The organism is Mycobacterium sp. ACS1612, from assembly GCF_001667505.1.
Taxonomy (GTDB): Bacteria; Actinomycetota; Actinomycetes; order Mycobacteriales; family Mycobacteriaceae; genus Mycobacterium.
Window position 1 is genome coordinate 151835 of the sequence record NZ_LZHZ01000065.1, and the last position, 24611, is coordinate 176445.

At 67.2% G+C, this 24611-nt stretch carries 22 protein-coding genes; 9 read left to right on the forward strand and 13 right to left on the reverse strand.

The features are described from left to right. Nucleotides 1-20 precede the first annotated feature (20 nt). Both A5724_RS27850 and A5724_RS27855 read right to left on the reverse strand, forming a co-directional pair. Nucleotides 21-1139, reverse strand: coding sequence for an MBL fold metallo-hydrolase (locus A5724_RS27850; protein ID WP_197518799.1), 1119 nt, complete (start codon nucleotides 1137-1139; stop codon nucleotides 21-23). After that, on the reverse strand, nucleotides 1139-1873 hold the full coding sequence (locus A5724_RS27855) for an enoyl-CoA hydratase (RefSeq protein ID WP_067809891.1): 735 nt from the start codon (nucleotides 1871-1873) through the stop codon (nucleotides 1139-1141). Before A5724_RS27855 ends, A5724_RS27850 begins: the two co-directional genes overlap by 1 nt. A 25-nt stretch (nucleotides 1874-1898) precedes the next feature. Here A5724_RS27855 and A5724_RS27860 point away from each other — a divergent pair, with 25 nt between their 5' ends. The 3 genes from A5724_RS27860 to A5724_RS27870 are packed head-to-tail and all read left to right on the forward strand — an operon-like array spanning nucleotide 1899 to nucleotide 4771. After that, on the forward strand, nucleotides 1899-3368 hold the full coding sequence (locus A5724_RS27860) for a carboxyl transferase domain-containing protein (protein ID WP_067809893.1): 1470 nt from the start codon (nucleotides 1899-1901) through the stop codon (nucleotides 3366-3368). After that, entirely contained in the window at nucleotides 3365-4063 is a 699-nt protein-coding gene (locus tag A5724_RS27865) for an alpha/beta fold hydrolase (RefSeq protein WP_067809895.1), read from the forward strand. The genes A5724_RS27860 and A5724_RS27865 overlap by 4 nt, the downstream gene beginning before the upstream one ends. Before the next feature lie 15 nt (nucleotides 4064-4078). Further along, nucleotides 4079-4771 carry a hypothetical protein gene (locus A5724_RS27870; RefSeq protein ID WP_197518800.1) on the forward strand — a complete coding sequence of 231 codons (693 nt, stop codon included), beginning with the start codon at nucleotides 4079-4081 and terminating at the stop codon, nucleotides 4769-4771. Between the two features lie 5 nt (nucleotides 4772-4776). On the opposite strand, the gene A5724_RS27875 is transcribed toward A5724_RS27870, so the two are convergent. Genes A5724_RS27875 through A5724_RS27885 form a run of 3 tightly spaced genes read right to left on the reverse strand, consistent with a single transcriptional unit; the run spans nucleotide 4777 to nucleotide 6033 of the window. Then, entirely contained in the window at nucleotides 4777-5025 is a 249-nt protein-coding gene (locus tag A5724_RS27875; protein ID WP_067809897.1) for a hypothetical protein, read from the reverse strand. A gap of 3 nt (nucleotides 5026-5028) precedes the next feature. Continuing rightward, entirely contained in the window at nucleotides 5029-5478 is a 450-nt protein-coding gene (locus tag A5724_RS27880) for a hypothetical protein (protein ID WP_067810026.1), read from the reverse strand. 9 nt (nucleotides 5479-5487) lie between these two features. Beyond that, nucleotides 5488-6033 carry a TetR family transcriptional regulator gene (locus A5724_RS27885; RefSeq protein WP_067809899.1) on the reverse strand — a complete coding sequence of 182 codons (546 nt, stop codon included), beginning with the start codon at nucleotides 6031-6033 and terminating at the stop codon, nucleotides 5488-5490. Between the two features lie 93 nt (nucleotides 6034-6126). Between A5724_RS27885 and A5724_RS27890 the strand changes: the two genes are divergently transcribed. Next, entirely contained in the window at nucleotides 6127-7266 is a 1140-nt protein-coding gene (locus A5724_RS27890; RefSeq protein WP_067809901.1) for an FAD-dependent oxidoreductase, read from the forward strand. Here A5724_RS27890 and A5724_RS27895 read toward each other — a convergent pair. The 4 genes from A5724_RS27895 to A5724_RS27910 all read right to left on the reverse strand — a co-directional run bounded on the left by A5724_RS27895 (nucleotide 7244) and on the right by A5724_RS27910 (nucleotide 12750). After that, nucleotides 7244-7651 carry a hypothetical protein gene (locus A5724_RS27895; protein WP_067809904.1) on the reverse strand — a complete coding sequence of 136 codons (408 nt, stop codon included), beginning with the start codon at nucleotides 7649-7651 and terminating at the stop codon, nucleotides 7244-7246. The genes A5724_RS27890 and A5724_RS27895 overlap by 23 nt on opposite strands. A gap of 128 nt (nucleotides 7652-7779) precedes the next feature. After that, nucleotides 7780-9714, reverse strand: coding sequence for a primary-amine oxidase (locus tag A5724_RS27900; protein ID WP_067809907.1), 1935 nt, complete (start codon nucleotides 9712-9714; stop codon nucleotides 7780-7782). Beyond that, nucleotides 9711-11162, reverse strand: a complete 1452-nt coding sequence (locus A5724_RS27905) for an APC family permease (protein ID WP_067809909.1) — start codon at nucleotides 11160-11162, stop codon at nucleotides 9711-9713. The genes A5724_RS27900 and A5724_RS27905 overlap by 4 nt, the downstream gene beginning before the upstream one ends. 88 nt (nucleotides 11163-11250) lie before the next feature. Further along, a complete protein-coding gene (locus tag A5724_RS27910; protein ID WP_067810028.1) occupies nucleotides 11251-12750 on the reverse strand; it encodes an aldehyde dehydrogenase family protein in 1500 nt (499 codons plus the stop codon). A 243-nt stretch (nucleotides 12751-12993) separates the two neighbouring features. Here A5724_RS27910 and A5724_RS27915 point away from each other — a divergent pair, with 243 nt between their 5' ends. Both A5724_RS27915 and A5724_RS27920 read left to right on the forward strand, forming a co-directional pair. Then, on the forward strand, nucleotides 12994-14445 hold the full coding sequence (locus tag A5724_RS27915; protein ID WP_067809911.1) for an APC family permease: 1452 nt from the start codon (nucleotides 12994-12996) through the stop codon (nucleotides 14443-14445). Then, a complete protein-coding gene (locus A5724_RS27920; RefSeq protein WP_067809913.1) occupies nucleotides 14442-15194 on the forward strand; it encodes an IclR family transcriptional regulator in 753 nt (250 codons plus the stop codon). Before A5724_RS27915 ends, A5724_RS27920 begins: the two co-directional genes overlap by 4 nt. A 9-nt stretch (nucleotides 15195-15203) precedes the next feature. Here the strand turns inward: A5724_RS27920 and A5724_RS27925 are convergent, their stop codons facing one another. From A5724_RS27925 to A5724_RS27935, 3 genes are all read right to left on the reverse strand, one after another. After that, the gene (locus A5724_RS27925) at nucleotides 15204-16073 is read right to left on the reverse strand and encodes a hypothetical protein (RefSeq protein WP_197518801.1); all 870 of its coding nucleotides are present in this window, start codon (nucleotides 16071-16073) and stop codon (nucleotides 15204-15206) included. Between the two features lie 99 nt (nucleotides 16074-16172). Next, nucleotides 16173-17786, reverse strand: coding sequence for an AMP-binding protein (locus tag A5724_RS27930; protein ID WP_067809919.1), 1614 nt, complete (start codon nucleotides 17784-17786; stop codon nucleotides 16173-16175). Beyond that, nucleotides 17783-19462 carry an AMP-binding protein gene (locus A5724_RS27935; RefSeq protein WP_067809921.1) on the reverse strand — a complete coding sequence of 560 codons (1680 nt, stop codon included), beginning with the start codon at nucleotides 19460-19462 and terminating at the stop codon, nucleotides 17783-17785. Before A5724_RS27935 ends, A5724_RS27930 begins: the two co-directional genes overlap by 4 nt. A gap of 59 nt (nucleotides 19463-19521) precedes the next feature. Between A5724_RS27935 and A5724_RS27940 the strand changes: the two genes are divergently transcribed. From A5724_RS27940 to A5724_RS27950, 3 genes are read left to right on the forward strand one after another with little or no spacing between them, the layout of a single operon-like run. Next, nucleotides 19522-20355: a helix-turn-helix transcriptional regulator gene (locus A5724_RS27940; RefSeq protein WP_067810031.1), complete on the forward strand. Its 834-nt coding sequence runs from the start codon at nucleotides 19522-19524 to the stop codon at nucleotides 20353-20355. Between the two features lie 12 nt (nucleotides 20356-20367). Continuing rightward, a complete protein-coding gene (locus A5724_RS27945) occupies nucleotides 20368-21477 on the forward strand; it encodes an epoxide hydrolase family protein (RefSeq protein ID WP_067809923.1) in 1110 nt (369 codons plus the stop codon). Further along, the gene (locus tag A5724_RS27950; protein ID WP_067809925.1) at nucleotides 21478-22851 is read left to right on the forward strand and encodes an NAD(P)-binding protein; all 1374 of its coding nucleotides are present in this window, start codon (nucleotides 21478-21480) and stop codon (nucleotides 22849-22851) included. Here A5724_RS27950 and A5724_RS27955 read toward each other — a convergent pair. Next, the gene (locus tag A5724_RS27955) at nucleotides 22841-24610 is read right to left on the reverse strand and encodes a YhgE/Pip domain-containing protein (protein WP_067809927.1); all 1770 of its coding nucleotides are present in this window, start codon (nucleotides 24608-24610) and stop codon (nucleotides 22841-22843) included. The genes A5724_RS27950 and A5724_RS27955 overlap by 11 nt on opposite strands. Nucleotide 24611: the final 1 nt, after the last annotated feature.

The following is a 24611-nucleotide window of genomic DNA, read 5'->3' on the forward strand; positions in this document are numbered from 1 at the left end:
CTGCGTTGCCCGCACCGGGTCTAAAGCTGCCACCACGGTTGCACCGACGACGTGTCGGGACCGACACGTTGCCCGGGTTTGGGCACCACCACGTGCACGTTCGCGGAGTCGGCGGCCCGCAACAGACGCTCGACCGGCTCCGCCCACGGGTGCGGCGCGAGCCGGAACGTCGCCCAGTGAATCGGCACGAGTAGCCCAGTGTCGGCCTCGGCGACGTCGAGATGGGCGCGCACGGCTTCTTCCGGGTTCATGTGGATGTCGGGCCACGCCGGATGATATGCACCGATCGGCAGCAGCGTCAGGTCGAAAGGGCCATGGTCACTTCCGATTTCGGCGAAGCTCTTCGTGTAGCCGGTGTCGCCGCCGAAGAACGCACGGTGCTGCGGGCCTGCGAGCACCCATGACGCCCAGAGCGTGGTGTCCCGGCTGAACAGTCGTCCCGAGAAGTGCCGGGCCGGCGTGCACACCAGTGTCAGATCGGCGATCGTGTGGCTCTCGTTCCAGTCGAGTTCGACGATGCGGCTCTCGGCAATCCCCCACTTGCGCAGATGTGCGCCGACCCCGAGCGGCACCACGAAGGGCGCCCGCTGGGTGCGGGCCAACCCCAGGATCGTCTCCATGTCGAGGTGGTCGTAGTGGTCGTGGCTGATGATGACGGCGTCGACGGCGGACAGCGCCTCCAACGGCGCCGGCACCTCGTGCAACCGCTCGGGACCCACCGTCTGGGACGGTGAACAGCGGCGACTCCAGATCGGATCGGCCAGCACGCGGTAGCCGTCGACCTCGATGAGCGCCGAGGAGTGCCCGAACCAGCGCACCGCCAGACGCGATGCGGCCGTCTCGCCTGGCGCGGGTTCGACCACGGGGATCGATCCCGACGGCCGCGACTGTCCCCGCGAGCCGATCAATTCCCAGACGATGCGCCGCTGTTCTTCGCGGTCGAGGCTGATGCCAGACGCCGGGTCGACGTTGGTGAAGGCGCCGTCGCGGAAGTTCGGCGAGCGCCAGGCGACCTCCGCGATCTCGGCGGGCGAGGCACCCAGCGCGGCGGGAGCGCCGTGCAACGCGCGCAACACCCAACTTCCGGCCAGCAGTGATGCCGTGCCGAAGCCGAAGCGCAGGGCGGCGCGCACCACCATCAGGCCCCCTGGAATCTCGGTGGCCGCTTCTCGATGCGGGCCACCTGGGCCTCGATCACGTCCTGCGACGCCCACGCCTTGTCGAACAGGGTCTGATGCTCGGGCCACGGGTCTTCGTAGGCGCCGTCGTCGTTGAGCACCCGCTTCGCGTGCTGCAGGGCCAGCGGCGCGTATCCGGCGATCTCCGTCGCCCATGCCTGCGCGTCGGCCAGGGTGCCGATCCGGTTGGCCATTCCGGTCTGCAGCGCGACATCGGCGGTGAGCCGCTCCGCGGCCAACAGCATGCCCCTTGCCCGGCCGGCGCCTACCAGTGACGTCAACCGCCGGATGCTCCAGTTGTCCAGCGCCAGGCCGTATTTCGCGACCGGGAACTGGAAGTAGGCGTCGGGCGCGACGACACGCAGGTCGCAGATCATCGCGAGGATGACGCCTGCGCCGATCGCAGGTCCATTGATCGCGCCGATGACGGGAACCGGTGCGGCGTCGATCGCGAGGTTGAGCGCCTTGGCCTTGTCCGGCAGCTCGTCGGCCACGCCCTGTGCGTCGGACAGGTCCGCGCCGGAACTGAACACGTGTCCTTGACCGGTCAACACTATGGCGCGGACGTCTTCGGTGGTGGCCTTCTCGATCGCTTCGCGGAGGCTGTCGACCAGCTCACCGTTCAGCGCGTTGCGTCGTTCGGCACGCTGCATCTCGAGGGTCAGCACGTTGCCGTCGCGGGTCACACCAATCATGGGTGCAGCCTATTAGCCTCGTGCTGTGAGCCGGATCGGTGCCCTTGACCTGCGCGACGCCGTGCTGGACCGGGGTTCCTTCCGCAGCTGGGACACCCCGCCCGTGGCCGTCGCCGGCAGCGAAGAATACCGCCGCGAGCTCGCCGACGCGTCGGCACGAACGGGGCTCGACGAGGCGGTGGTGACCGGCGATGGCACGGTGCTCGGCCGCAGGGTCGCTTTGGTGGTGTGCGAGTTCGACTTCCTGGCGGGCTCGATCGGGGTGGCCGCCGCCGAACGCATCACCACCGCGGTACAGCGGGCGACGGCCGAGCGGCTGCCGCTGCTGGCGTCGCCGAGTTCGGGCGGCACCCGGATGCAGGAGGGCACCGTCGCATTCCTGCAGATGGTCAAGATCGCCGCCGCCGTCGAACTGCACAAACAACAGCACCTGCCCTACCTCGTCTACCTTCGCCACCCGACCACGGGCGGCGTGTTCGCGTCGTGGGGGTCGCTCGGTCACGTCACCGCGGCCGAGCCTGGCGCACTGGTCGGCTTCCTCGGCCCGCGGGTGTACGAGCACCTGTACGGCGAACCGTTCCCCGCGGGTGTGCAGACCGCGGAGAACCTGCACCGGCACGGCGTCATCGACGGCGTGGTGCCGCTGGACGCGCTGCGCGCGACGCTGGACCGCACATTGACGGTGGTGGCCGATCCGGCAGGTGCACCGCCTGCGATGCCTACCGCTGATCCGATCCCGGACGTCGGGGCCTGGGCGTCGGTCGAGGCATCGCGGCGCCCCGATCGGCCCGGCGTCGGATACCTGTTGCGGCACGGCACAACTGAGCGACTGCTGCTGTCGGGCACCGAGCGCGGCGAGGCCGCCACGATGATGCTGGCCCTGGCCCGGTTCGGCGGCCAGCCTGCCGTCGTGCTCGGACAGCAGCGGGTGGTCGGAGGTCTGGTCGGCCCTGCGGCGCTGCGAGAAGCCCGGCGCGGTATGGCGTTGGCGGCGGGGTTGCGGCTGCCGCTGGTGCTCGTGATCGACACCGCGGGCCCCGCCTTGTCGACCGAGGCAGAACAGGGCGGGTTGGCCGGTGAAATCGCCCGCTGCCTGGCCGAACTCGTCACGCTGGACACCCCGACCGTTTCGGTGCTGCTCGGTCAGGGCAGCGGCGGGCCTGCGCTGGCCATGGTGCCCGCGGACAGGGTGCTGGCCGCCCTGCACGGTTGGCTGGCGCCCCTACCGCCGGAAGGCGCCAGCGCGATCGTGTACCGCGACGTCGCGCATGCGCCGGAACTGGCTGCCGCGCAGGGCATTCGATCGGCAGACCTGTTACGCGACGGAATCGTCGACGCGATCGTGCCCGAGCATCCCGACGCCGCCGACGAGCCGATGGCGTTCACCCTGAGGTTGTCGGCGACGATCGCCAACGAACTGCACACGCTGCGTTCGGTGCCCGCACATGAGCGGCTGGCGGCACGGCTTGGGCGGTACCGGCGGATCGGGCTGTGAGCCCAACGTTGCTGTTCGTGCACAGCCCGGTGGCGGGGCCGTCGACGTGGCACTACGTCGCAGAGGTGTTGCAGCAGAACGGGTTCCGGTGCCTGGTCCCTGATCTGACCGGCGTGGCGGCGGCGGGTGGGCCGTACTACCCGAAATACGCCACGGCGGCGGCCGCCGCCGTCGACGGCGAGGGTGCTGTCGCGCTCGTCGGACACAGCGCCGCGGGTGCGCTGCTGCCAGTCGTCGCCGAGGGGCTCGGCGACCGGGTACGAGCAGCGGTGTTCGTCGACGCCATGCTGCCGCAACCGGGACGCAGCTGGTTCGACACCGCGCCACCGGGGCTGGAGCGACAGTTGCGTGGCCTGGTCGACGACGGTGTGCTGCCGCCGTATCACGAATGGTTCCCACCCGGGACGCTCGCGGAACTGGTGCCCGATGCGGCGCGACGCGACCGATTGATCGGTCAGAATCCGCAGCTACCGGTGGCGTACTTCGACGAACCGGCGCCGCCCGCACGGTTCGCGGATTCGATCGCGTGCGCGTTCGTCCGTCTCGGTGCGCCGTTCGACGCCGCCGCGGACAAAGCCGAACGGCTCGGCTGGTGGGTGACGCGTCGGGACTGGGATCACCTGCGGATGCTCAGCGATCCCGACGGGGTCGCCGACCTTATCGCGCACGCGATTTCCGCGACCCATCCCGACTGATGGCATGCTGGCCTTGTGGCACCTGTGTTCGAGTTCGCGGGCCACTTCTGGTGGCTGATCTTCCCCTTCATGGGCGCTGTCGGCGGGGCGGTGCGCGCGGTCGCGGTGGCCAACGAGCGGCGGGCGCAGCGCCGACTCGAGCGGTACCGCATCAAGCAGCAGACCAAGGTCGCGCTCGCCGAGGCCTCCGGCCGTGCACGCGCCAACGAAGCCGGCTACAAGCGGGAGATGGCCAAGGTGCTCGAGCGGCACAACCGCACCGACGAGCGCTGGCTCGAATACGAACTCGACATCGCGAAGCTGTTGGACTTCCCGCTGATGACCGATATGCGGGATCCGTTGACCATCGGCTTCCACAAGGCCAAGAGCCGCGCTGATCTGCTGCGGCCCGACCACGTCGACGACATCCTCGACGACCGGGCCGCGCAACTCGAATACCGGGACGCGGTAGCCGAATACGTGTCCGCGTTCGATGTCGCGGAGTCGGAGGCGATCCGGCGGCGGCGCAGTGATTTCTCCGCCGAGGCGCAGGAACGGCTGGCCCGTGGGCAGCATCTGCTGCGGCTGGCTTCGGACGAGGGGGCGACACCGCAGGAGCGGCAGAGCGCCTACACGCGGGCGCAGAAGGAGCTCGACGGGCTCATCGTGCTGCCCGCGAGGACACGATCCGGTATCGAGCGAAAGATCGCGGGCGAGATCGAGGCTTGACCGTTTCAACCGCCCAATTCGTTGACCGCGGCGTCGAGTTGAGCGGCCTGTTCGGCGATGTCGTGGTCCGACGGCGCGTCACCCAATCGCTTCACCAAGTCCTCGCGCGAGACGACTTCCAGCGCGCCGCGGTACTGCTCCGCCGCGAGTTGCCCCGCGCCGATCACCTCCGTCCGCCCCTCCACCAACACCAGCACGGCGTTGGCATCGTCGGCTTGTAACAGGCGTCGCACGTCGTCGGTCGAGATGGTCATGGCTCAGCTATACCCCACCAGCGCGGCAAGCATCGCGGCGGACGTAACCACGTCGAACGGCAGACGCAGCAGGCTGCGGCGGGTCCAGCGGACCGCGGACGCCTCGTCGACGGTCGCGGGGTCGGCCTTCTCGAACGCCAACGCCTTGGGGATGAAGTACGCCAACGACCACACCCGCATGACGACGTGGCTGGCCAACGCGACCAGCAGGGCGGCCCGCGCGTCGACGTCGTGCCAGGCCGCCACCAGCGCGACGATCAGCAGCACCTCGAAGATCGTGTGCGCGGGCAGCCAGAACCTCGTGCGAAAGACGCCGCCGTTGCGGGGCTGGATGATGCCGGGCCGCTTGGGCCACGCCGGGTCGACGACGAGAACCTCGTACAGGCCTCCGCCGAGCGTGACGCAGCCCGCGAGGGTGGTGAGGGCGATTAGGACGAGAGTCGGGGTCCACATCACCGCCAATTATTGCGGGCCGGTCAGATAGCGCTGGATGGTCGGGCCCAGCCAGGCGACCACCTCGTCGTGGGACATGGCCGTCACCGGCGGCAGCCGCAGCACATAGCGGCACAGCGCCAGACCCAGCATCTGGGTGGCGATCAACCCGGTGCGCCGAGGTGCGTCGTCGGCGTTGATCTTGGTGATCGCGGGTAACAGCTGGCCGGCGAAGATCTCCTGCATGCGTTGCGCCGCTTCGGCATTCGTCGTGCTCGATCGCAACAGCACGACCAGGGCCTCGTCGCGTTCCCAGCGATCCATGAAGTAGCCGACCAACTGCGGACCGAGTTGGTCGTGCTCGGCGGTGGCGAAGTCGGGCAGCTGCAGGTCGAAGTCGGCCGCCGCCGCGAACAACTGGTCTTTGTTGCCGAAGTAGCGCATCACCATCGACGGGTCGATGTTGGCGTCGGCGGCGATGGCCCGGATGGTGGCGCGCTCGTAGCCGGACTCGGCGAACCGCTGCCTGGCCGCGGCCAGGATCACTTCCTTCGTTTCGGCTGACGATCGACGCATGCCAACAAGTGTAGGCCAACAAGTGTTGACATCGCCGATGGGCGCGCGCATAGTTATGCCAACAAGCGTTGGCATACGACCAAAGGAGAGGAAATGACCGACACCGATGTACTCGTCGTAGGGGCAGGCCCGAGCGGGCTCGCGTTGGCCGCGTCGCTGGTCACGAAGGGTGTGAGCACCACAGTGGTGGACCGGCAGGCCGCGGGTGCCAACACGTCGCGCGCCGCGGTGGTCAATGCCCGGACGCTCGAGGTGCTCGACGACCTCGACGTGTCCCGCAGGCTGGTCAAGGAAGGCATCCAGGCGCCGCGGTTCACGATCCGCGACGGGCGGCGCACGCTGATTCCGGTCGACTTCTCGGGGCTGCCGACCGAGTACCCGTACTCGCTGATGGTGCCGCAGTCGACGACGGAGAGGTTGCTGCTCGATCGGCTGACCGAACTGGGCGGCACGGTGATCCGGCCGAAGACCCTGACCGCGGTGGCGCAGGATGCCGACGGGGTGAGCGCCACGTTCGACGACGGTGAGGTGATCCGGGCGCGTTATCTCGTCGGCGCCGACGGCATTCACAGCATCGTGCGCGAGCAGGCAGGCATCGGCTTTCACGGCGGCGAATATCAGGAGTCGTTCGTGCTGGCCGATGTCCGGTTGCGCGGCGAGGCGCCGACCGACGAGGTCATCCTATTCTGGGCCACGGCGGGGATGACGGTGGTGGCGCCGCTGCCGGGCGACATCTTCCGCATCGTGGCACCGGTCGTCGACGCCCCTGAGCAGCCGTCGGCGGCGTTCATTCAGCAACTTCTCGACGAGCGCGGACTTGGCACGGGCCGGATGGTCGTCACCGAGGTTGTCTGGGGCTCGCGGTTCCGGATCCACCATCGGGTCGCCGACACGTACCGGGCCGGACGCCTGGTGTTGGCAGGTGACGCCGCGCATGTGCACAGCCCCGCCGGAGGGCAGGGCATGAACCTGGGTATTCAGGACGCCGTTGCACTGGCCGACGCGCTGGCCGCGGTGCTCGACGGCGCACCTGAGCGGGTGCTCGACGAGTACAGCGCGGCACGGCGTCCGATCGCGCAGCAGGTCGTCGAAATGACCGACAAGCTAACGCGTTTGGCGACGCTGCCGCGATCGGTGCGGCCGATCCGCAACACCGTGATCAGCCTGGCGGGCCGAGTTCCTGCGGCGCAGCGCGCGGTGGCGTGGCGGCTCAGCGGGCTGGCGAACCGCTGATCCGTTCGGCGTTCGCGCGGGTGCGGTAGAACAACACCGCCATCGCGACGGCGGCCTCGACCGCCGCGATGCCCGTCGCCAGACCCATCAGTGTGGATTGCTGCGCCATGGCGGGCATGGGCATGTCGTGGTGGTGGGCCGGCATCGGCAGATGCACCGCGATCATCGCGATGTTCATCAGGCCCACCACGCACCACGCCCGGATCGACCCGCGCATCCACAGGTCGCGGGCGCAATACCCGCAGGCGACGATCATCGCGGCCAGCAGGCCCGCCGTCAGCACGTTCGACGCGTGACCCAGCATCGCGGCGTGCAATCCCGCCGACGTCAGGGCCAGCACCGCGCACGCCCGTCGCCCGAGGGTGGCGGACGTGGCGGTGAGCATCTCACTCCTCATACAGGTACAGACACATCAAACGAACAAAACTCATCCCTCTTGCACCGAAACGGCATTCCGGTACGCCTTTTCTCGCACTTTCCGTGCTGGAATGCCGTTTCGGCGCATCTCTGAGGTCAATCGTCGCAGCAATGGGCCCGCGGCGCAGCCGGAACGTTCAACGCCGGATTACGGTCGAAGAAGCCCTGCGGTTTGAGCTTGAAGCCGGCGTAGTCGACCGGCATCACCGGCCAGTCCTCCGGGCGCGGGAAATGTGTGAGCCCGAAGGTGTGCCACACGACAATGTCCTCGCCGTCGATGCTGCGGTCAGCCGCGGTGAATGCCGGCAGGCCCGCCCCGCCGGGATGCTGGTTGACGAACTGGCCCGCCGAATACCGTTCGGCCGGATCGTATTTCGTCACCCACAAGTGCTTCGTGGCGAACGCGGCGCGCTGGGCGATCGAGCTGGACGGGTCGGCGAGCAGCACCGGCTGGCCCTCCGGATACAGCGCGTAGCCGACGTCCTGACCCAGCCGATTCTGCTTGGTCGGGTTGGTGATGTGCCACACCCGCGCCTTGAGGTTGTCGGCCACCCGCTTGGCATCCGACTCGCGGGTCAGTTTGGTCTTCTGCGCTCGGAACGCGTTGCCCCACGGGTTGTCCGGCCCGATCGGCACCGGAACCGCGTCGACCTCCTCGACGACGTTGACATTGCCGTCGACCGCCATGTCCAGGCGCGCGGAGAACAGGTGCTGGTGGAAGGGCGCACCGAGACCGGGCGCCATCTCTGTCGCGAACCCGTCCGGTCCGCGATACGCCGAGGTGAACACGATGCCGGTCGCCTTGGCCTCGAGTTGGATCGTGCCGTCGAGGTAGAGATACCAGTAGAAGCCGTAGTCGTAGTTGCCGATGGTCAGGAAGAAGGAGATCACCAGTCGGCGGGACCGACGGGTCTCGGCCATACCGTTGAACATGTCGGTGTGCTTCCACAGCACGCCGAAGTCCTCCTCGTGCAGGCAGATCGCATGCTTGAGCACCCGTGGCTCACCGCGCTCGTCGGCGATCGTCACGTCGAAATACTTGATCTCGCCGAGGCAGTCGCAGCCCAGTTCCAGTGAGTTCGTGTAGCGGCCGAACAGATACTCGCCCTGGTCGAAGTAGTTCTGCCAGTAGCGCACCGGCGACGGGTCGGCGTAGGGCACCACCATCTCCGCGATCGACGCGCGGTACACCACCGGGCGACCACCGATCGCGACCTGGTGCAGCGTCAATCCCTCGCGGATGTCGAACCCGAACCTGAATGTCCAATCCGCCCAGGTGATTTGGTTACCGTCGACCGAGAAGCTCGGCCCTTCGGGCTGGCTGATCTCGATGGGCTTGAGGTCGGTGCGCGCTAAAACCGCGTGCGGTTCGGCGTTCCACTCCCCTCGTTCGGCGGGTACCGGCAGGTCGAGTTCGTCGATGACCTTCGTGACGCGCCGCGCGGTCAGGTCGACGTATGCGACGACGCCGTCGATCGGATGCGCCCACGGCAGGTCGGCCGCGTCGTACTGGTAGAACGCCAGCACCCGCACCACTCGCCTGCCGACCTCGTCCTCGTGCCCGAACACCCCTGCGGACAACGGGACGGCGCGCACATCGGTCGGGTTGAGGTCGCGCTTCTCCATTGCCGCAAGCCATTCTGGGCTTTCGAGCAGGAACGCCTCGATATCCTCGAACTCCTGGTCGAGGATCGGGACGTGCCCATCGGTCCCAGCGTCGATCGACTGTTGGGTCACGACGCAGTCGCCGGTGACCGACACCACGAGGTCGGTGCCGAGTCCGGTCGCCCTGTCCAGCAAGAGAACTCGGGCGCGCCGCTCGATCGGGTCACCGGGTTTGAACGCCAGCACGGTGTCCTTGCGCGGTTCATCGAGCGCGGTGTAGACGAACCGGACGTTCTCGCCGAGCAGACCGTGGCCGTCGACGATGCGGCGCACTGCCCGGATCTCGTCGGCCGTCAGTGGGGTCAACGGGTGATCCGGGGCCGCAGAGGCGGTCTGGTCGACGGTCTCGATGGTGGCGGTGCTCATCGGGAGATCTCCTTTTCGATTGACGGGTGGCCGGCGGTCGGACGCAGTACGGCGAGTACGGCGCCGCCCGCGAAGGTGCCGACCAGGAGGACGCCGAGGACGGCGGCCGTGGTGCTCGAACCGCCGACGAGCAGCGGCAGATTGAGGGTGGTCATCACGAGTAGCGCTGCCAGACCGAGCAATCCGAGCCCGGGAGCGACCATGGTGTGCCACGGTCTGGTGTCGACCTTGCTGCGCCGGAAGTACACGACGACCGCGACGGACGTCAGCGTCATCAACGCGATGATGCCGACCGACGAGATCCCGACGAACCAGGCGAACACCTGGGTGACGGGATCGAGACCTGCCAGCGCGGACACCGCGACGAGCACCAGCGCCGACACGGTCTGCACCGCGGAGGCGACGTGCGGCGACGCGTGCCTGGCGTGGCTGCGACCGCACGTCGACGGCAGTGCAGCGGTGTTGCCGAGCGAAAAGACGTACCGCGCAAGCACATTGTGGAATGACAGCAGCGCGGCGAACAGGCTGGTGATCAGGAAGATCTGGACCAGGTCACCTGCCACAGAACCGACGTAGCGGGTCGCGGTCTCGGTGAGCATGCCCTCGGGGTTGTCCGTTGCCATCTTCACCGCACCGTCGTCGCCCCATGCGCTGACCAGCGCCCAACTCGACAGTGCGTAGAAGCCGCCGATGAGCAGCAGTGCCAGATACGTCGCACGCGGGATGGTGCGCGCCGGGTCGCGGGCCTCGTCGCGGAACACCGCGGTGGCCTCGAACCCGATGTAGCCCGCGAGCGCGAAGATCAGCGCGATGCCGGGCGCCCCGGAAAAGAATTTGCCCGGATCAAAAGCGGCAGCTGAGATTCCGTCGTTGCCGCCGTGCCCGATGACCGCGAGATTGATCACCATCACGATGCCGACCTCACAGATCAGCAGGACACCGAGCACCTTGCCGGACAGTTCGATGTGCCGGTAGCCGAGGGTGGCGACGACGGCCATCATCGCCAGCGCATACAGGTACCACGGCACCGATGGGCCGCCGTGTGAGGTGACCAGTTCGTTGACGGCCGCGCCCAGGTAGCCGTACACACCGCCTTGTACCGCGGTATAGGACAGCAGCGCGAGGAAGGCAGCGCCCAGCCCCACGTGCCTGCCAAGGCCGTGACCGACGTATGTGTAGAACGCGCCCGCGCCAGGCACATGTCTGGCCATCGCGGTGAACCCGACCGCGAACAGGATCAGGATCGCGGTGCACACCACGTACGACGCCGGGTACGCGGCGCCGTTGCCCGCGGCAATCCCGATCGGGAACGTCCCCGCGACGACCGTCAACGGGGCGGCGGCCGCGACGACCATGAAGACGATCGCGGCCGGACCCAGTCGACCGGCCAATCGGTGGGGTTCACGCTCGCGGAGCTGGGCTCCGGATGCGAGGGCATCGGTTGTCATGGCAGTCAGCTTTCGTCGTGGGAATGGGTTTCGGGAGGTGAAATGAGAATGGCTTCGCGTCGAATTCTCATTTGACGCGGATAATGCGTTAAAGGGCCATATTGACGGCCTTCGTCTGGGTGTATTCGGCGATCGCTCCTTCGCCGAGTTCGCGCCCCCAGCCCGATTGTTTGTAGCCGCCGAAAGGCAGCGCGGTGTCGAATGCGTTGTGGCAATTTACCCATACCGTGCCCGCCTTGATCTGGGCGGCGACCTTGTGGGCCGTCGACACGTCGCGGGTCCACACGCTGGCGGCCAACCCGTACGGGGTGTCGTTGGCGGCGGCCCGCACGCCGGTGTCGCGGTTGAACGGGATCGCGACCGCGACGGGCCCGAAGATCTCTTCGCGGTAGACGCTGAAGTCCTCTCGGACGTCGACGAGCAGGCTGGGTTGGACGTAGAAGCCGGTGTCGCCGTGGCGGCCGCCGCCCGCCAGCGCGCGAGCGCCGTCGCCGATGCCGGCGTCGAGATATCCGGTCACCTTGGTCAACTGCTCGCGGGAGACCAGCGGGCCGATGTCGTTGGTCGGGTCGAGGCCCGGGCCGATCTTCTGCGCGCGGGCGAGTTCGGCGACGCCCTGGGTGAACTCGTCGAAGATGCGGTCTTCGACGAGCAACCGGGTGCCCGCGGTGCAGGTCTGGCCGTGGTTGAACAGGAAGCCGCTGGCCGCGCCGGGGATCGCGGCGTCGAGGTCGGCGTCGGCGAAGACCACCTGCGGGCTCTTGCCGCCGAGTTCCAGCGAGACCTTCTTGAGGTTGCCCGATGCGGCGTTGACGATCTTGCGGCCGACCTCCGTCGAACCGGTGAACGCGACCTTGTCGACGTCGGGATGCGCCGACAGCGCCGCGCCGACGTCGCCGAATCCGGTGAGTACGTTGACAACGCCGTCCGGGACGCCGGCCTCGGCGATGACCTCCGCGAGCAGCAGCGCGGTCAGCGGGGTCTGCTCGGCGGGCTTGAGGATCACGGTGTTACCGCATGCCAGCGCCGGTGCCACCTTGAACGCGGCCATCACCAGCGGGAAGTTCCAGGGGATGATCTGCGCGCACACGCCGACCGGCTCACGCAGCGTGAACGCGTGGAAGCGGGCGCCCGGCGCCCACGGCACCGACACCGGCACGGTGCGGCCCTCGATCTTGGTGGTCCAGCCTGCGTAGTAGTAGAAGATCTCGGCGGCCCAGGTCACGTCGACGGCCTTGGCGACGGCTACCGACTTGCCGTTGTCGATGGTCTCGAGTTGGGCGAACTGATCGGCGCGCTGCGCGATGCCGTCGGCGATGCGCCAGATCATCTGCTGCCGTTGCGCGGGGGTGAGCGTCGGCCACGTGCCTGTCTCGAATGCGCGCCTGGCCGCCCGCACTGCTTTGTCGACGTCCTCGGGTCCGCTGTGCGGGACCGTCGTGATGACCTGTTCGGTCGCGGGGTCGACGGTCTCGAACGTCTGGCCCGACGCGGCGTGCACCCACTGGCCGTCGATGTACATCTGCCGCGGGCGCGACATGAAGTCGACGGTTCTCGGATCCAGATCGGTGCTCAGCAGAGTGGTCATGCGGGTCATGATTACGCGCCGATGTGGTGCGCGTCACCACTTATTTCGAATGGGTATTTCGGCGCGGGACATTCTCATTTGAAATGGCGGATGCATTCTCATTCGGGTCGCCGCGAATACCCAGTTGGGCTTGATTCGTGGCGGTTTCCGGCGGCGGGGCGACGAACGATTCTCATTTGAAGATTTTCAAGATTTACCTGCGATCGCCCGCCCCCGGATGGGTGATGGACTACCTTCCGACGGATGGGCGCGAGTCGGGCCATGCGGAGCACGTCGCCTGTGTCGGGGTTGCGGCGGGCGCAGCTGTCGTTCGCTCAGGTGCTCGGGCAGTCGGTGTCGGCGGTGGCGCCGTCGGCGGTGATGGTCACGCTGCCCGCGCTCGTGATCCCCGCGGCGGGCCGGTGGCCGCTGGTGGTGTTCGTGGTGACGGCGTTGTTGATGGCGGCGGTCGGCTATTGCATCGGCCAGTTCTCCACCCGCATGGTCGCGGTCAGCGGGCTGTACAGCTACACCGTCAAAGGGCTCGGTCCGGTCCCGGGCATCGTCGCGGGCTGGTCGGTGGTGATCGGGTACGCGGCCGCCGCGATGGCCAGCACGCTTGGCGCCGCAAGCTATCTGGGCGCGCTGCTCGGCCGGCTGGGGATCCCCGACGGCAGACTCACCACCGCGTGTCTGGCGGTGCTGGTGGGTGCCGCGGCGCTGCTGCTGATGATTCGCGGTATCAGGTTGTCGGCGCGCATCTCGCTGACCATCGAGGTATTCGCGATCGTCGTCGCCGCCGTGGTGCTCGTCATCGTGTTCACCGGCTCCGTCGTGGCCGGCGCACCCAGAACCGATGGCGGGCAATCGCATTCAGCGCTCGGATTCGCGCTGCTGCTGGCCATCACGTCGTACGTCGGCTTCGAGAGCGCGGGCACGGTGGCCCGTGAGGCCCGCAACCCGTTCGTCACCGTCACGCGGGCCATCCGGTGGACGCCGTTGGCGTTGGGTGTGCTGTACACGTTCGCGGCGGCGATGCAGGCGCGCGGCACGGTCGGCGCGGGGATCGGGTCGACGCCGATCGTGCTGTCACTGCCATCTTCGGCGGGCACCGGGTCGACGGCGCTGTCGATCGTGATGGAACTCGGCATCCTCGGGTCGTGGTTCGCGTGCGTCATCGGTTCGACGACCGCGTTGTCGCGGACGCTGTTCGCGATGGGCCGCGAAGGGGTGGTCAGTGAACGGGTCGGCCACGCCCACCGACGTTTCCGCACACCGCACATCGCGCTGTGCGCGGCGATGCCGTTCATCGTCTTGGTGCCGGTCGGGTATCTGTTCGTCGTCGGTTCGAGCCGTGAGGTGCTGATCGGGCTGCTGGCGGTGTCGGCGCACGGCTATGTCGGTGCGTACCTGCTGGTGTGTCTGGCGACGCCTGCGTTCCTGCGCCGCATCGGCGAATTGACTTTGGCGCCGTTGCTTGTCGGGCTGATAACGGCGGCGGTGATGGTGGCGATCATCGTCTGGGCGGCGCTGACCGTCGACTCGCCGGTGTGGATCGCCACGGCGATCTATGCGGCGCTGATCGCGGTCGGGCTGGCCGTGTACGCGGTGCGCAGGCGGACCATTCCGGACTTGGCGCATCGCATCGGCGTGTTCGACGAGACGGTCACCGGTGACGTCTTCGCCGATTACAACCCATGGGAGGTTCGGCGATGAGCCCCGTGGACGGATCGCTGTCGGGCCGTCAGCCGAAGGCCGTGCAGAGCGCCCTGCAGGTGCTCGAGCAGGTCGCCAGGGCGGGCGTCGGGGTGACGGCCAAGGAGATAGCTGAGCAGTTGTCGATGCCGTCGGCCACCACCTATCGGCTGCTGAACCTGTTGGTCGCCGACGGTTATGTGGTTCGACTGCCGGACCTTTCGGGCTTCTCGCTGGGGCCGCGGATGGGCGTGTTGATCGACGCGGCGGTGTCGCCGATCGTGTGTACCGCGGCACGCGAGGTGCTCGGCGAGTTGCGGCTGTCGGTCCGATTCGGTGTGCATTTGTTCTACTTCACCAACACGGCGGTCCGGATCGCCGATGCGGACAGCGAATATCCGCCGCCCGCAGACGAATCGGTGCTGAATCGGCATCTGCACGCCTGCGGCGTCGGCAAGCTGCTGCTCGCCGAGAAGCGCGATGTGGACAGCCTGCTGGTGAATCCGCTTGCGGCGCTGACTGATCGCACGGTGACGTCGCGCACCGCGTTGGCCGAGCAACTCGCGGCTGTCCGGGCTGAGGGGGTGGCCGCGCAGACCGGCGAGTTGCGCGAGGGCTATGCGTGCATTGCGGTGCCGGTGCGGTCGTCGGCCGGTGCGCTCGTGGCGGCGCTGGCGATGTCGGGGCGCGACGAGCAGGCCGACCTGCTGCGTCGTCAGGTGGGCACTCTGCAGGAGTACGCCGCGCGGCTGAGCCCGCTATTGGCCTAGTTTTGGCGGTCAAGTGGGCCGCCAGCCGCGGGCCACCATCGCATCCCAAGCCTGCCTCACGAGGTCCGCGTCGCGGTCCTCCTTGATGGCCCGCACGACGTGCCAACCCAACGCCGCCAGCTTGGGCCACACCCGAAGGTCCTTGACGTATTGCGTCCTGCTGGTCCGATGCTGGTCGCCGTCGTACTCGGCGCCGACGTTGAAGTCCTCCCAACCCATGTCGATGGTGCGCACATACCGACCGCACTCGTCGTAAATGACGATCTGCGTGGTGGGCTTGGGCAGACCCGCATCGATGAACAGCAACCGCAACCGTGACTCCGGCGGCGAGGCGGCACCACCATCGACGAGCGGCAACACCGCCTTGAGTTTCGCGACGCCGCGCGCCCCCTGGTAGCGCTTGGTGAGCAGCATGACGTCCTCGATCGAGAACGGCGCCGCGCGCATCAGCGCGTCGAGACGCGCCAGCGCCCGGTCCCGCCTCAAATAGCGGCCGAGATCGAACGCTGTGCGTGCGGGAGTCGCGACGCGAAGCCCGCCAAAGATTTCCCACTCGTCGTCGCTGGTGCGCTCGTTGCGAACGATGATGCCGTCAGGCGGATGCGTGCTGTTCCACAAGAGTTCGACTGGAACGTCGTCGTCGACCCATTCCGCGCCGTGCAACGCTGACGCCGCGACGCCAGTGATGATGCCGTTGCGTTTCGACCACAGCCACGCGCCGGCGGTCCTGTCATGCAGCGACGGATCCCTGCCTCGCTCACGATGCACGTTTGGATAGAGCGGTCGATAGTGGCCTTGGCCACCGACACCCCGCCGAAGCTCGCGACGCGTCACGATGCCATTCACGACAGCCTCGCTGCCGATGATGATCTCCCCCATGGCCGCATAGTGGCCTTGGCCACCGACACCCCGCCGAAACGGCATTCCGGCACGCTTCTTCTCGCACTTTCTGTGCTGGAATGCCGTTTCGGCGCAAAATCACAGGCCGAGGAGCTTGACCGATTCCTCGCGCATCTGCACCTTGCGCACCTTGCCGGTGACCGTCATCGGGAACTCGCCGACGATGTGCACATACCGCGGGATCTTGTAGTGCGCCAGCTTCCCGGTCGCGAACGCCTTGACGGCCTCGGCGTCGAGCGGCGGCCTGCCCGGCTTCATCCGGATCCAGGCGCAGATCTCCTCGCCATACTTTCGGTCGGGCACACCGATCACCTGGGCATCCTCGACGTCGGGATGCGTGTAGAGAAACTCCTCGATCTCGCGGGGGTAGACGTTTTCGCCGCCGCGGATGACCATGTCCTTGATGCGGCCGACAATGTTGCAGTAGCCGTCCTCCCGCATCACCGCCAGATCGCCGGTGTGCATCCAGCCGTCGGAATCGATTGCCTCTGCGGTCTTTTCGGGTTCATCCCAGTATCCCAGCATCACCGAGTAGCCCCGCGTACAGAACTCGCCGGGCTGGCCGCGCTCCACTTCGTCGCCCGTCTCGGGGTCGACGATCTTGATCTCGACGTGCGGGTGGGCCCGGCCGATCGACGACGTCCGCCGTTCCAGATCGTCGTCGATCCGCGTTTGACAACTCACCGGCGACGTCTCCGTCATGCCGTAGGCGATCGCAACCTCGGACATGTTCATGTCGTTGACGCAGTGCTTCATCACCTCGACCGGGCACACCGACCCCGCCATGATCCCGGTGCGCAGCGACGACACGTCGCGCTCAGGGAATTCGGGATGATTCTGCATCGCGATGAACATCGTCGGCACCCCGTACAGCGCGGTGCAGCGCTCCTGCTCGACGGCGTTCAACGTCAGCGCAGGATCGAAGCCCGGCGCCGGGATCACCATCGCGGCACCGTGGCTGGTGCATCCCAGATTTCCCATCACCATGCCGAAGCAGTGGTAGAACGGCACCGGGATGCACAGCCGATCAGTCGGCCCCAGCTTGATCAGTTCGGTGGTGAAGTACCCGTTGTTCAGGATGTTGCGGTGCGACAGCGTCGCGCCCTTCGGGAAACCTGTTGTGCCCGAGGTGTATTGGATGTTGATCGGCTCGGTGTTGACCAGCGCGGCCATCCGCTGCGCCAACGCCTCCGTGCTGACCTGGTCGGCGCCGGCCCGCAACGCGTCCCAACCAGGCGTGCCGATGAACACCACCTCGGCCAGGTGCGGCATCTCGGGGCGCACCTCGTCGACCATCGCGACATAGTCCGAGGTCTTGAACGAGGTCGCGGCCACCAGCATCCGCGTGCCGGACTGGTTGAGCACGTAGCCGAGTTCGTGCGTGCGGTACGCCGGATTGATGTTGACCAGGATGGCGCCGATCTTCGCCAACGCGTACTGGGTGATGGTCCACTGCGCGCAGTTCGGCGCCCAGATGCCGACCCGGTCCCCCTTCTCGATGCCCATCGCCATCAAACCCCGTGCGACGAGGTCGATCTCGGCGTTCAACTCGGCGTAGGTGTAGCGCAACCCCTGCGCGACGTCGACCAGCGCGTCGCCGTCCGGGTAGCTGGCCGCGATGCGTTCGAAGTTGGCCCCGATGGTCTCTTCGAGGATCGGGATGTCGGTCGGCCCTGCGTCGTAGGACTTCATTTCACCAGATCCTCGTAGCGGAATTCGGTCTCGATCGGTTGGCCGGCCTCTTCGCGGCGGCGCAACTCGACGCGGCGGATCTTGCCGGAGATCGTCTTGGGCAGTTCGTGAAACTCGACGCGACGTACCTTCAGGTACGGCGCCAAATGGTCGCGCGCGTATTCCATGATCTGGCGGGCGGTCTCGGCGTTCGGTGCCCAGCCTTCGGCCAGCGAAACGTACGCCTTGGGCACGCACAGCCTGGTCTCGTCGGGCTGGGGCACCACCGCCGCCTCCACCACGGCGGGATGCTCGATCAACACGCTCTCCAGTTCGAACGGCGACACTTTGTAGTCCGACGACTTGAACACGTCGTCGGTGCGGCCGATGTAGGTGATGTAGCCGTCTTCATCGCGCGCAGCCACGTCTCCCGTGTGGTAGTAGCCGCCCGCCATCACCGCCGCATTGCGCTTCTCGTCGCCGAGGTAACCCGTCATCAGGCTGACCGGATTGCGTTGCAGGTCAAGGCAGATCTCCCCTTCGTCGGCCAACTCGCCGGTGACCGGGTCGATCAGCACCACCGGTACGCCAGGCATCGGCCGCCCCATCGAACCCGGCTTCACCGGCTGACCCGGCGTGTTGCCGACCTGCAGCGTGGTCTCGGTCTGACCGAACCCGTCGCGGATGGTCAGCCCCCACGCCCGCTCGACCTGCGCGATGACGTCTGGGTTGAGCGGCTCACCCGCACCGAGGATTTCGCGCAGGCCCGCCGGCTTCGCGCCGAGGTCGGTTTGAATCAGCATGCGCCACACCGTTGGCGGCGCACAGAACGTGTTGACCTCCGCCCGCCGCAGCTGATCGAGCAGCGCGGCGGCGTCGAACCGGCTGTAGTTGTAGACGAAGATGGTCGCCTCGGCGATCCACGGCGCGAAGAAGCAACTCCATGCGTGTTTGGCCCAGCCCGGTGAGCTGATCGCCAGATGCACATCGCCGGGCCGCACCCCGATCCACGCCATCGTCGACAGATGCCCCACCGGATAGCTGATTTGCGAATGCTCCACCAGCTTCGGCTTGCTCGTCGTCCCGGAGGTGAAGTAGATCAGCATCGAGTCGTCGACATTCGTGGTCGCACGGAACGGTCCCGCCGATTCGACGTCGTAGGCGTCGGCGTAGTGATGCCAGCCCTCGACGGGCGCCCCGACGGCGATCCGCGTGTAGTCGCCCTCGACGTCGTCGAACTTGGCGGCGTCGGCCACATTGGCGATGACGAACCGGGCGCCGCCGCGGGTGATCCGGTCGGCCAGGTCCGCCGGTCCCAACGCCCCGGTGGTCGGCATGATCACTGCGCCCAGCTTGGCGACGGCCAGCATCGCCTCCCACAACTCGACCTGGTTGCCCAGCATCAGGATCACCCGGTCGCCCTTGCCGACGCCCAACCCGGCCAGCCACGTCGCGACGCGGTCCGAGCGGTCGGCCATCTGGGCGAACGTGACCTTCTGCTCGTCGCCGCCCTCCTCGACGATCCACAGCGCGGTGCGGTCGTTTGCGCGGGCGATCACGTCGAACCAGTCGGTCGCCCAGTTGAAGGTGCCGCTGAGCGCGGGCCATGCGAACGCCTCGACGGCCTTGTCATAGTCGCCGATTAGGTCAACTAGCTGATCGCGCGCGGTGCGATACAGGTCGGTGTTGGTCGTCATGGCGGATAGGATCTACGTCACAGTTGGCCCCACGCTACCCCCGAAAGAGGGTGTTCCGATTGCGAACCGGCGCTTCGCTACTCCGCCCGCGTGACGCGGACGCGTTGCGGGCAGAGTTGAGGCGGGTCGCCGACGAGTCGGGCATGCCGCTGCTGTTCGGCGGTGAAGTACACGACGACACCCTGCTGCTGACCGAGTTCTTCGGCGCCCGCACCGCGGGCATGCGCGGGCTCGCGGTGCTGCCCAGCGCGGGCCTCGGCGGGGCCACCCTGGTGTCGCGCCGGCCGATGTCGGTGGCCGACTACCGCAGCGCCTCTTCGATCACCCACCACTACGACGGACCGGTGCTGCAGGAGGGCATCAGGTCCATCGTCGCGGTCCCGGTCGTGGTGGACGGCCGGTCGCGGGCGGTGCTGTACGGCGCCTACCGGGCGGCGGCGCCGATCGGCGACCGCACCGCGGATCTGATGATCGCGTCGGCAAGGCGGCTCAGCCGCGAGCTGAGCATCCGCGACGAAGTCGACCGGCGACTGCGGATGCGCGACGCGCATCAGGTGGGCGGCGCGGCCAGCGAGGAGGTCCGCGAGGTGCACGCCCAGCTGCGCAAGCTGGCCGCGGACCCGTCGTCGCCGCCCGCGCTGCAGGCCCAACTGCGGCTGCTGGCCGACCGGCTGGCCAGGGGCAGATCGGCACCGGCCGCTGTGCTGTCGGCACGCGAACTCGACGTGCTCGCGCAGGTGGCCCTGGGCTGCACCAACGCCGAAGCAGCTCAACGGCTTTCGCTCAAACCCGAGACGGTGAAGAGTTACCTGCGCAGCGCCACAGCCAAGCTCGCCGCGCACACCCGGCACGAGGCGGTGGCGAAGGCCCGCCGCGCGCGGCTGCTGCCGTGACATGATCGGTAAGTGGCCCGGATCAATCCCTTTCGTATTTCCGTCCCCGACGCCGACCTTGCCGATCTGAAGGACAGGCTGGCCCGCACGCGATGGCCGGAGGCCGAGTGTGTCGACGACTGGACTCAGGGCATCCCGCTGAGCTACACCCGTGAGCTGGCCGACTACTGGGCAAACGAATACGACTGGCGCGCACGCGAAACCGCACTGAACCGGTTCGACCAGTTCACCACCGAAATCGACGGTCTCGACATTCATTTCATCCACCAGCGCTCACCGCAGGCGGACGCGTTTCCGCTGCTGATCACCCACGGCTGGCCCGGTTCGGTCGTCGAATTCCACAAGGTCATCGAACCGCTCACAGCGGCGGGTTTCGACGTGGTGTGCCCGTCGCTGCCCGGCTACGGGTTCTCCGGAAAACCGACCGCCGCCGGATGGGGCGTCGAGAAGATCGCGGAGGCCTGGGAGACGTTGATGGGCCGCCTCGGCTACGACAGATACGGTGCTCAGGGCGGCGACTGGGGCGCTGCGGTGACGACGCAGATCGGCCGCAACGGCGGACGCTGCGCGGGCATTCATCTGAACATGCCGCTGGCCCGGCCCAGCGGCGAATTGTCGGACCCGACCGACGACGAGAAGCGGGCGCTGGAGCGGGTGGCCTATTACCAGAGGTGGGACAACGGCTACGCGAAACAGCAGTCGACCCGGCCGCAGACCCTCGGCTACGGCCTGACGGACTCCCCCGTCGGTCAGCTGGCGTGGATCGTCGAGAAGTTCTGGTCCTGGACCGACGCCGACGGGCATCCCGAGAACGTGCTGACGCGCGACGAGTTGCTCGACAACGTGATGCTGTACTGGCTGACCGCGTCGGCGGCGTCGTCGGCCCGGCTGTATTGGGAGAGCTTCCGGGTCTTCGAGAAGGCCAAACGCACACGTGTCGAACTTCCCACCGGCGTCGCCTCGTTCCCGAAGGAGATTCTTCGGGCACCGCGCAGTTGGTGTGAAACCGAGTACAACATCACCCACTGGACCGACATGCCGCGCGGTGGGCATTTCGCGGCGTTCGAGCAGCCTGAGCTATTCGTAGACGACGTCTCGGCGTTCTTCAGTACCGTGCGCTAGATGGGGCGGACGATCGAGGCCGATTACCTGGTGGTCGGTGCGGGCGCGATGGGGCTCGCGTTCACCGACACCCTGGTCGACGAATCGGACGCGACGGTCGTGGTGGTGGACCGCAACGACCAACCGGGCGGGCACTGGACGACCGCCTATCCGTTCGTGCGGTTGCATCAGCCGTCGGCCTATTACGGAGTGAACTCGCGCAAGCTCGGCAGCGACACCATCGATCAGGAGGGGTTCAACGCGGGCTATTACGAGTTGGCCAGCGGTGCCGAGGTGTGCGCGTACTTCGACGCCGTGATGCGCCAGCATCTGCTGCCGACCGGCCGGGTGACGTACCTGCCGATGAGCGAGTATCTCGGCGACGGCCGGATCCGTACGCTCGGCGGTGAGGACATCGAGGTGGTCGCACGTCGCGTCGTCACCAGCCATGTGGAGATCGTGGTGCCGTCGATGCGGGCGCCGTTCTACGCGGTCGACGGCGTCGACTGTGTGCCGCCCAACGCGCTGCCACGGATCCGGGACGCCCGCGAGCGCTACGTGATCGTCGGTGCGGGCAAGACCGCGATGGACGCGTGCCTGTGGTTGCTCAAGCACGGCGTCGCGGCGGAGCGGTTGACCTGGATCAAGCCGCGCGACTCGTGGATCCTGGATCGCGCTGCGGTGCAACCCGGTTCGCAGTTCGCCAAGCGGGTGCTGCGTGACTTCTCCAACCAGTTGGCCGCCGTGCACGAGGCCGAGTCGCTTACCGATCTGTTCGACCGACTGGAGGCCAAGGGCTGCCTGATGCGCATCGACACGTCGGTCGAGCCGACGATGTACCGGTGTGCGATCCTGTCGCAGACGGAACTCTCGGAGTTGAGGCGCATCGAGGGCGTCGTGCGGATAGGACACGTCGAGGCGATCGAGCCCGGCCGCATCACACTCGAGGGCGGAACGGTGGACATCGACCAGTCCGCGCTGTACATCGATTGCAGCGCAGATGGTTTCGCGCAGCGCGAGCCGGTACCGGTGTTCGACGGCGACCATATTGCACTGCAGGCCGTGCGGACGTGCCAGCCGGCGTTCAGCGCCGCGGTGATCGGGCATGTCGAGGCGACGTATCCCGACGACGACACCCGCAACGCGTACTGCGGACCGGTGCCCTATCCGCGTGTTCCCACCGACTGGCTGCGAATGATGTTGGAATTCAACAAGAATCAGCTGCAGTGGTTCTCCGATCCGGTCATGATGGCGTGGGTCGACAAAGCGCGACTCAACGTGCTGCACCATGTGTCGGCGGGCGTCAGCGAACGGGCCCGCGAGAAGATCATCTCGGTGCTGACGTCGCAGTTGCCCGCGATCAACGACAAGCTGGAAACGCTGCTCACACCTTGATCGCGGGTAGCAGTCGATCGAGATTCCACAGCCGGTTGCGTCGGGCGGACAGCGCAGAGACCGCCAGCGAAACAACCCATAGGCCGCACAACACGATGATCGCCTGCCAGAGTCTGTAGTCGATGCCGCCGAGTATGAGCTGCCGAAGTCCGTTGACACCGTAAGCCATCGGGTCGTAGGTGTGGATGATCTGAAATGGCCGCGTCGTGGTCTGCACCGGATACATACCGCCCGCGCTGACCAACTGCAGCATGAGCAACGCGATGATGAGCACGCGGCCCACCGAGGGGCCGACGAGCGCGTTGATCGCCTGGGTGAACGCGACGAACGAGCAGGAGATCAACACCATGAAGCCCAGCATCGCGGCCGGATGCGCAGCCTGCATGCCGAGCGCGAATCGCACCACGCAGTACAAGATGACGGCCTGGATCACCCCCAGCGCCACTGCGGGAAAGTAACTGGCCAATACCACCCGTAGGGCGAGCACTTCGGCGGCGATGGCCCGGTTCTGCAACGGCCGCAATACCATCCACAGCACCAGCGCGCCGAAGAACAAGGCCAGCGTGAGGAAAAACGGGGCCATCCCGGTGCCGAAGTTCGGTGCAGCGTTCTCGTGGGTGGTTTGCAGGTTCACCGGACCTCCGATGGTGTCGGCGATTGCGTTCTGCTGCTGCGTGGTCCAAGTGGGCACCTGCTTGGCGCCGTCGCCGAGTTTGGTCGCCAGCTCTGACGATCCCGAGCGCAGCTGTGCGGTACCGGTTTTCAGCTGTTGAGCACCGTCGTCGAGTTGGACGATGCCGCTGGCCAGTTGCGCACTACCCGACGCGAGCTGGCGAACCCCGCTGCGCAACTGCGTCAGCTTGTCGGTCAGCTGTTGTGCGGTGGGGCTGAACTCGTGTGCCCGGAGTTGGTCTTGGACTCCTCGTAAGGTGCCTGCGGCGTTGTTGGCCAACGGGTCTGGGCTTGTCGACAGTTGATCGATGACCGACGACAGTGTGGTGGCCGCGGCGTTCTGCGCGGCGGTCACGTCACCCAGCGCCGTGACGAGCGGATCGGTGGCCTGGATGATTCCGTTGGACAGTTGCCTGGCGCCGGAGGACACCTGCGCCGAACCGGATCGCGCGGTGTCAAGGCCTGCCGCGAGTCGGCCTGCGCCGTCGTCGACCTTCACCGCCCCGTCGGCGAGTTGTCGGGCACCGTCGGCGGCCTGCTTGATGCCGGCCCCCGACGAAACGATCGTCGCCAGCACCTGATTGACCGCTTGACCGGAAATCCGGGTCGACACCGCGTTGAGTACCTCCTGCATCGCGGTGGCGCCGATGCTGGACGAGATGTAATTGTTGGCGTCGTTGAACACCGCGATCAGGTTGGCCTGCCTAGGGTGGTCGGTGGTCGCGGAGGCGATGGCTTCGCTGAAGTCGGGCGGCAACTCGACCATGAAGTAGTACTCACCGTGAGCGACCCCGCTGCGTGCCTGCTCGTCGTTCACCACATGCCAGTCCAGGCCGCCGTCGGCGGTCAGGCTCTCGGTGATCTGCTCTCCGGCGTTGATGTGCTGGCCGGAGACCACCGCTCCGCGGTCCGAGTTCACCAGTGCCACCGGCATCTTGTTCACTTCACCGAACGGATTCCAGAACGCCCACAGATAGAGCGCCCCGTACACCAACGGCAACAGCATCAGCACGACGATCGCCACGCGGGTCAGCCGGCTGCGGCCGAAACGTTTGATCTCCGAACCGAATGCGAGTCCTGCCAACATC

Excerpts from the sequence above, each read along its gene's own strand:
- A5724_RS27850 (WP_197518799.1), bottom strand. The coding sequence starts at position 1,139 with ATGGTGGTGCGCGCCGCCCTGCGCTTCGGCTTCGGCACGGCATCACTG.
- A5724_RS27855 (WP_067809891.1), bottom strand. The coding sequence starts at position 1,873 with ATGATTGGTGTGACCCGCGACGGCAACGTGCTGACCCTCGAGATGCAG.
- A5724_RS27875 (WP_067809897.1), bottom strand. The coding sequence starts at position 5,025 with ATGACCATCTCGACCGACGACGTGCGACGCCTGTTACAAGCCGACGAT.
- A5724_RS27880 (WP_067810026.1), bottom strand. The coding sequence starts at position 5,478 with ATGTGGACCCCGACTCTCGTCCTAATCGCCCTCACCACCCTCGCGGGC.
- A5724_RS27885 (WP_067809899.1), bottom strand. The coding sequence starts at position 6,033 with ATGCGTCGATCGTCAGCCGAAACGAAGGAAGTGATCCTGGCCGCGGCC.
- A5724_RS27890 (WP_067809901.1), top strand. The coding sequence starts at position 6,127 with ATGACCGACACCGATGTACTCGTCGTAGGGGCAGGCCCGAGCGGGCTC.
- A5724_RS27895 (WP_067809904.1), bottom strand. The coding sequence starts at position 7,651 with ATGCTCACCGCCACGTCCGCCACCCTCGGGCGACGGGCGTGCGCGGTG.
- A5724_RS27900 (WP_067809907.1), bottom strand. The coding sequence starts at position 9,714 with ATGAGCACCGCCACCATCGAGACCGTCGACCAGACCGCCTCTGCGGCC.
- A5724_RS27905 (WP_067809909.1), bottom strand. The coding sequence starts at position 11,162 with ATGACAACCGATGCCCTCGCATCCGGAGCCCAGCTCCGCGAGCGTGAA.
- A5724_RS27910 (WP_067810028.1), bottom strand. The coding sequence starts at position 12,750 with ATGACCACTCTGCTGAGCACCGATCTGGATCCGAGAACCGTCGACTTC.
- A5724_RS27915 (WP_067809911.1), top strand. The coding sequence starts at position 12,994 with ATGGGCGCGAGTCGGGCCATGCGGAGCACGTCGCCTGTGTCGGGGTTG.
- A5724_RS27920 (WP_067809913.1), top strand. The coding sequence starts at position 14,442 with ATGAGCCCCGTGGACGGATCGCTGTCGGGCCGTCAGCCGAAGGCCGTG.
- A5724_RS27925 (WP_197518801.1), bottom strand. The coding sequence starts at position 16,073 with ATGGGGGAGATCATCATCGGCAGCGAGGCTGTCGTGAATGGCATCGTG.
- A5724_RS27930 (WP_067809919.1), bottom strand. The coding sequence starts at position 17,786 with ATGAAGTCCTACGACGCAGGGCCGACCGACATCCCGATCCTCGAAGAG.
- A5724_RS27935 (WP_067809921.1), bottom strand. The coding sequence starts at position 19,462 with ATGACGACCAACACCGACCTGTATCGCACCGCGCGCGATCAGCTAGTT.
- A5724_RS27950 (WP_067809925.1), top strand. The coding sequence starts at position 21,478 with ATGGGGCGGACGATCGAGGCCGATTACCTGGTGGTCGGTGCGGGCGCG.
- A5724_RS27955 (WP_067809927.1), bottom strand. The coding sequence starts at position 24,610 with ATGTTGGCAGGACTCGCATTCGGTTCGGAGATCAAACGTTTCGGCCGC.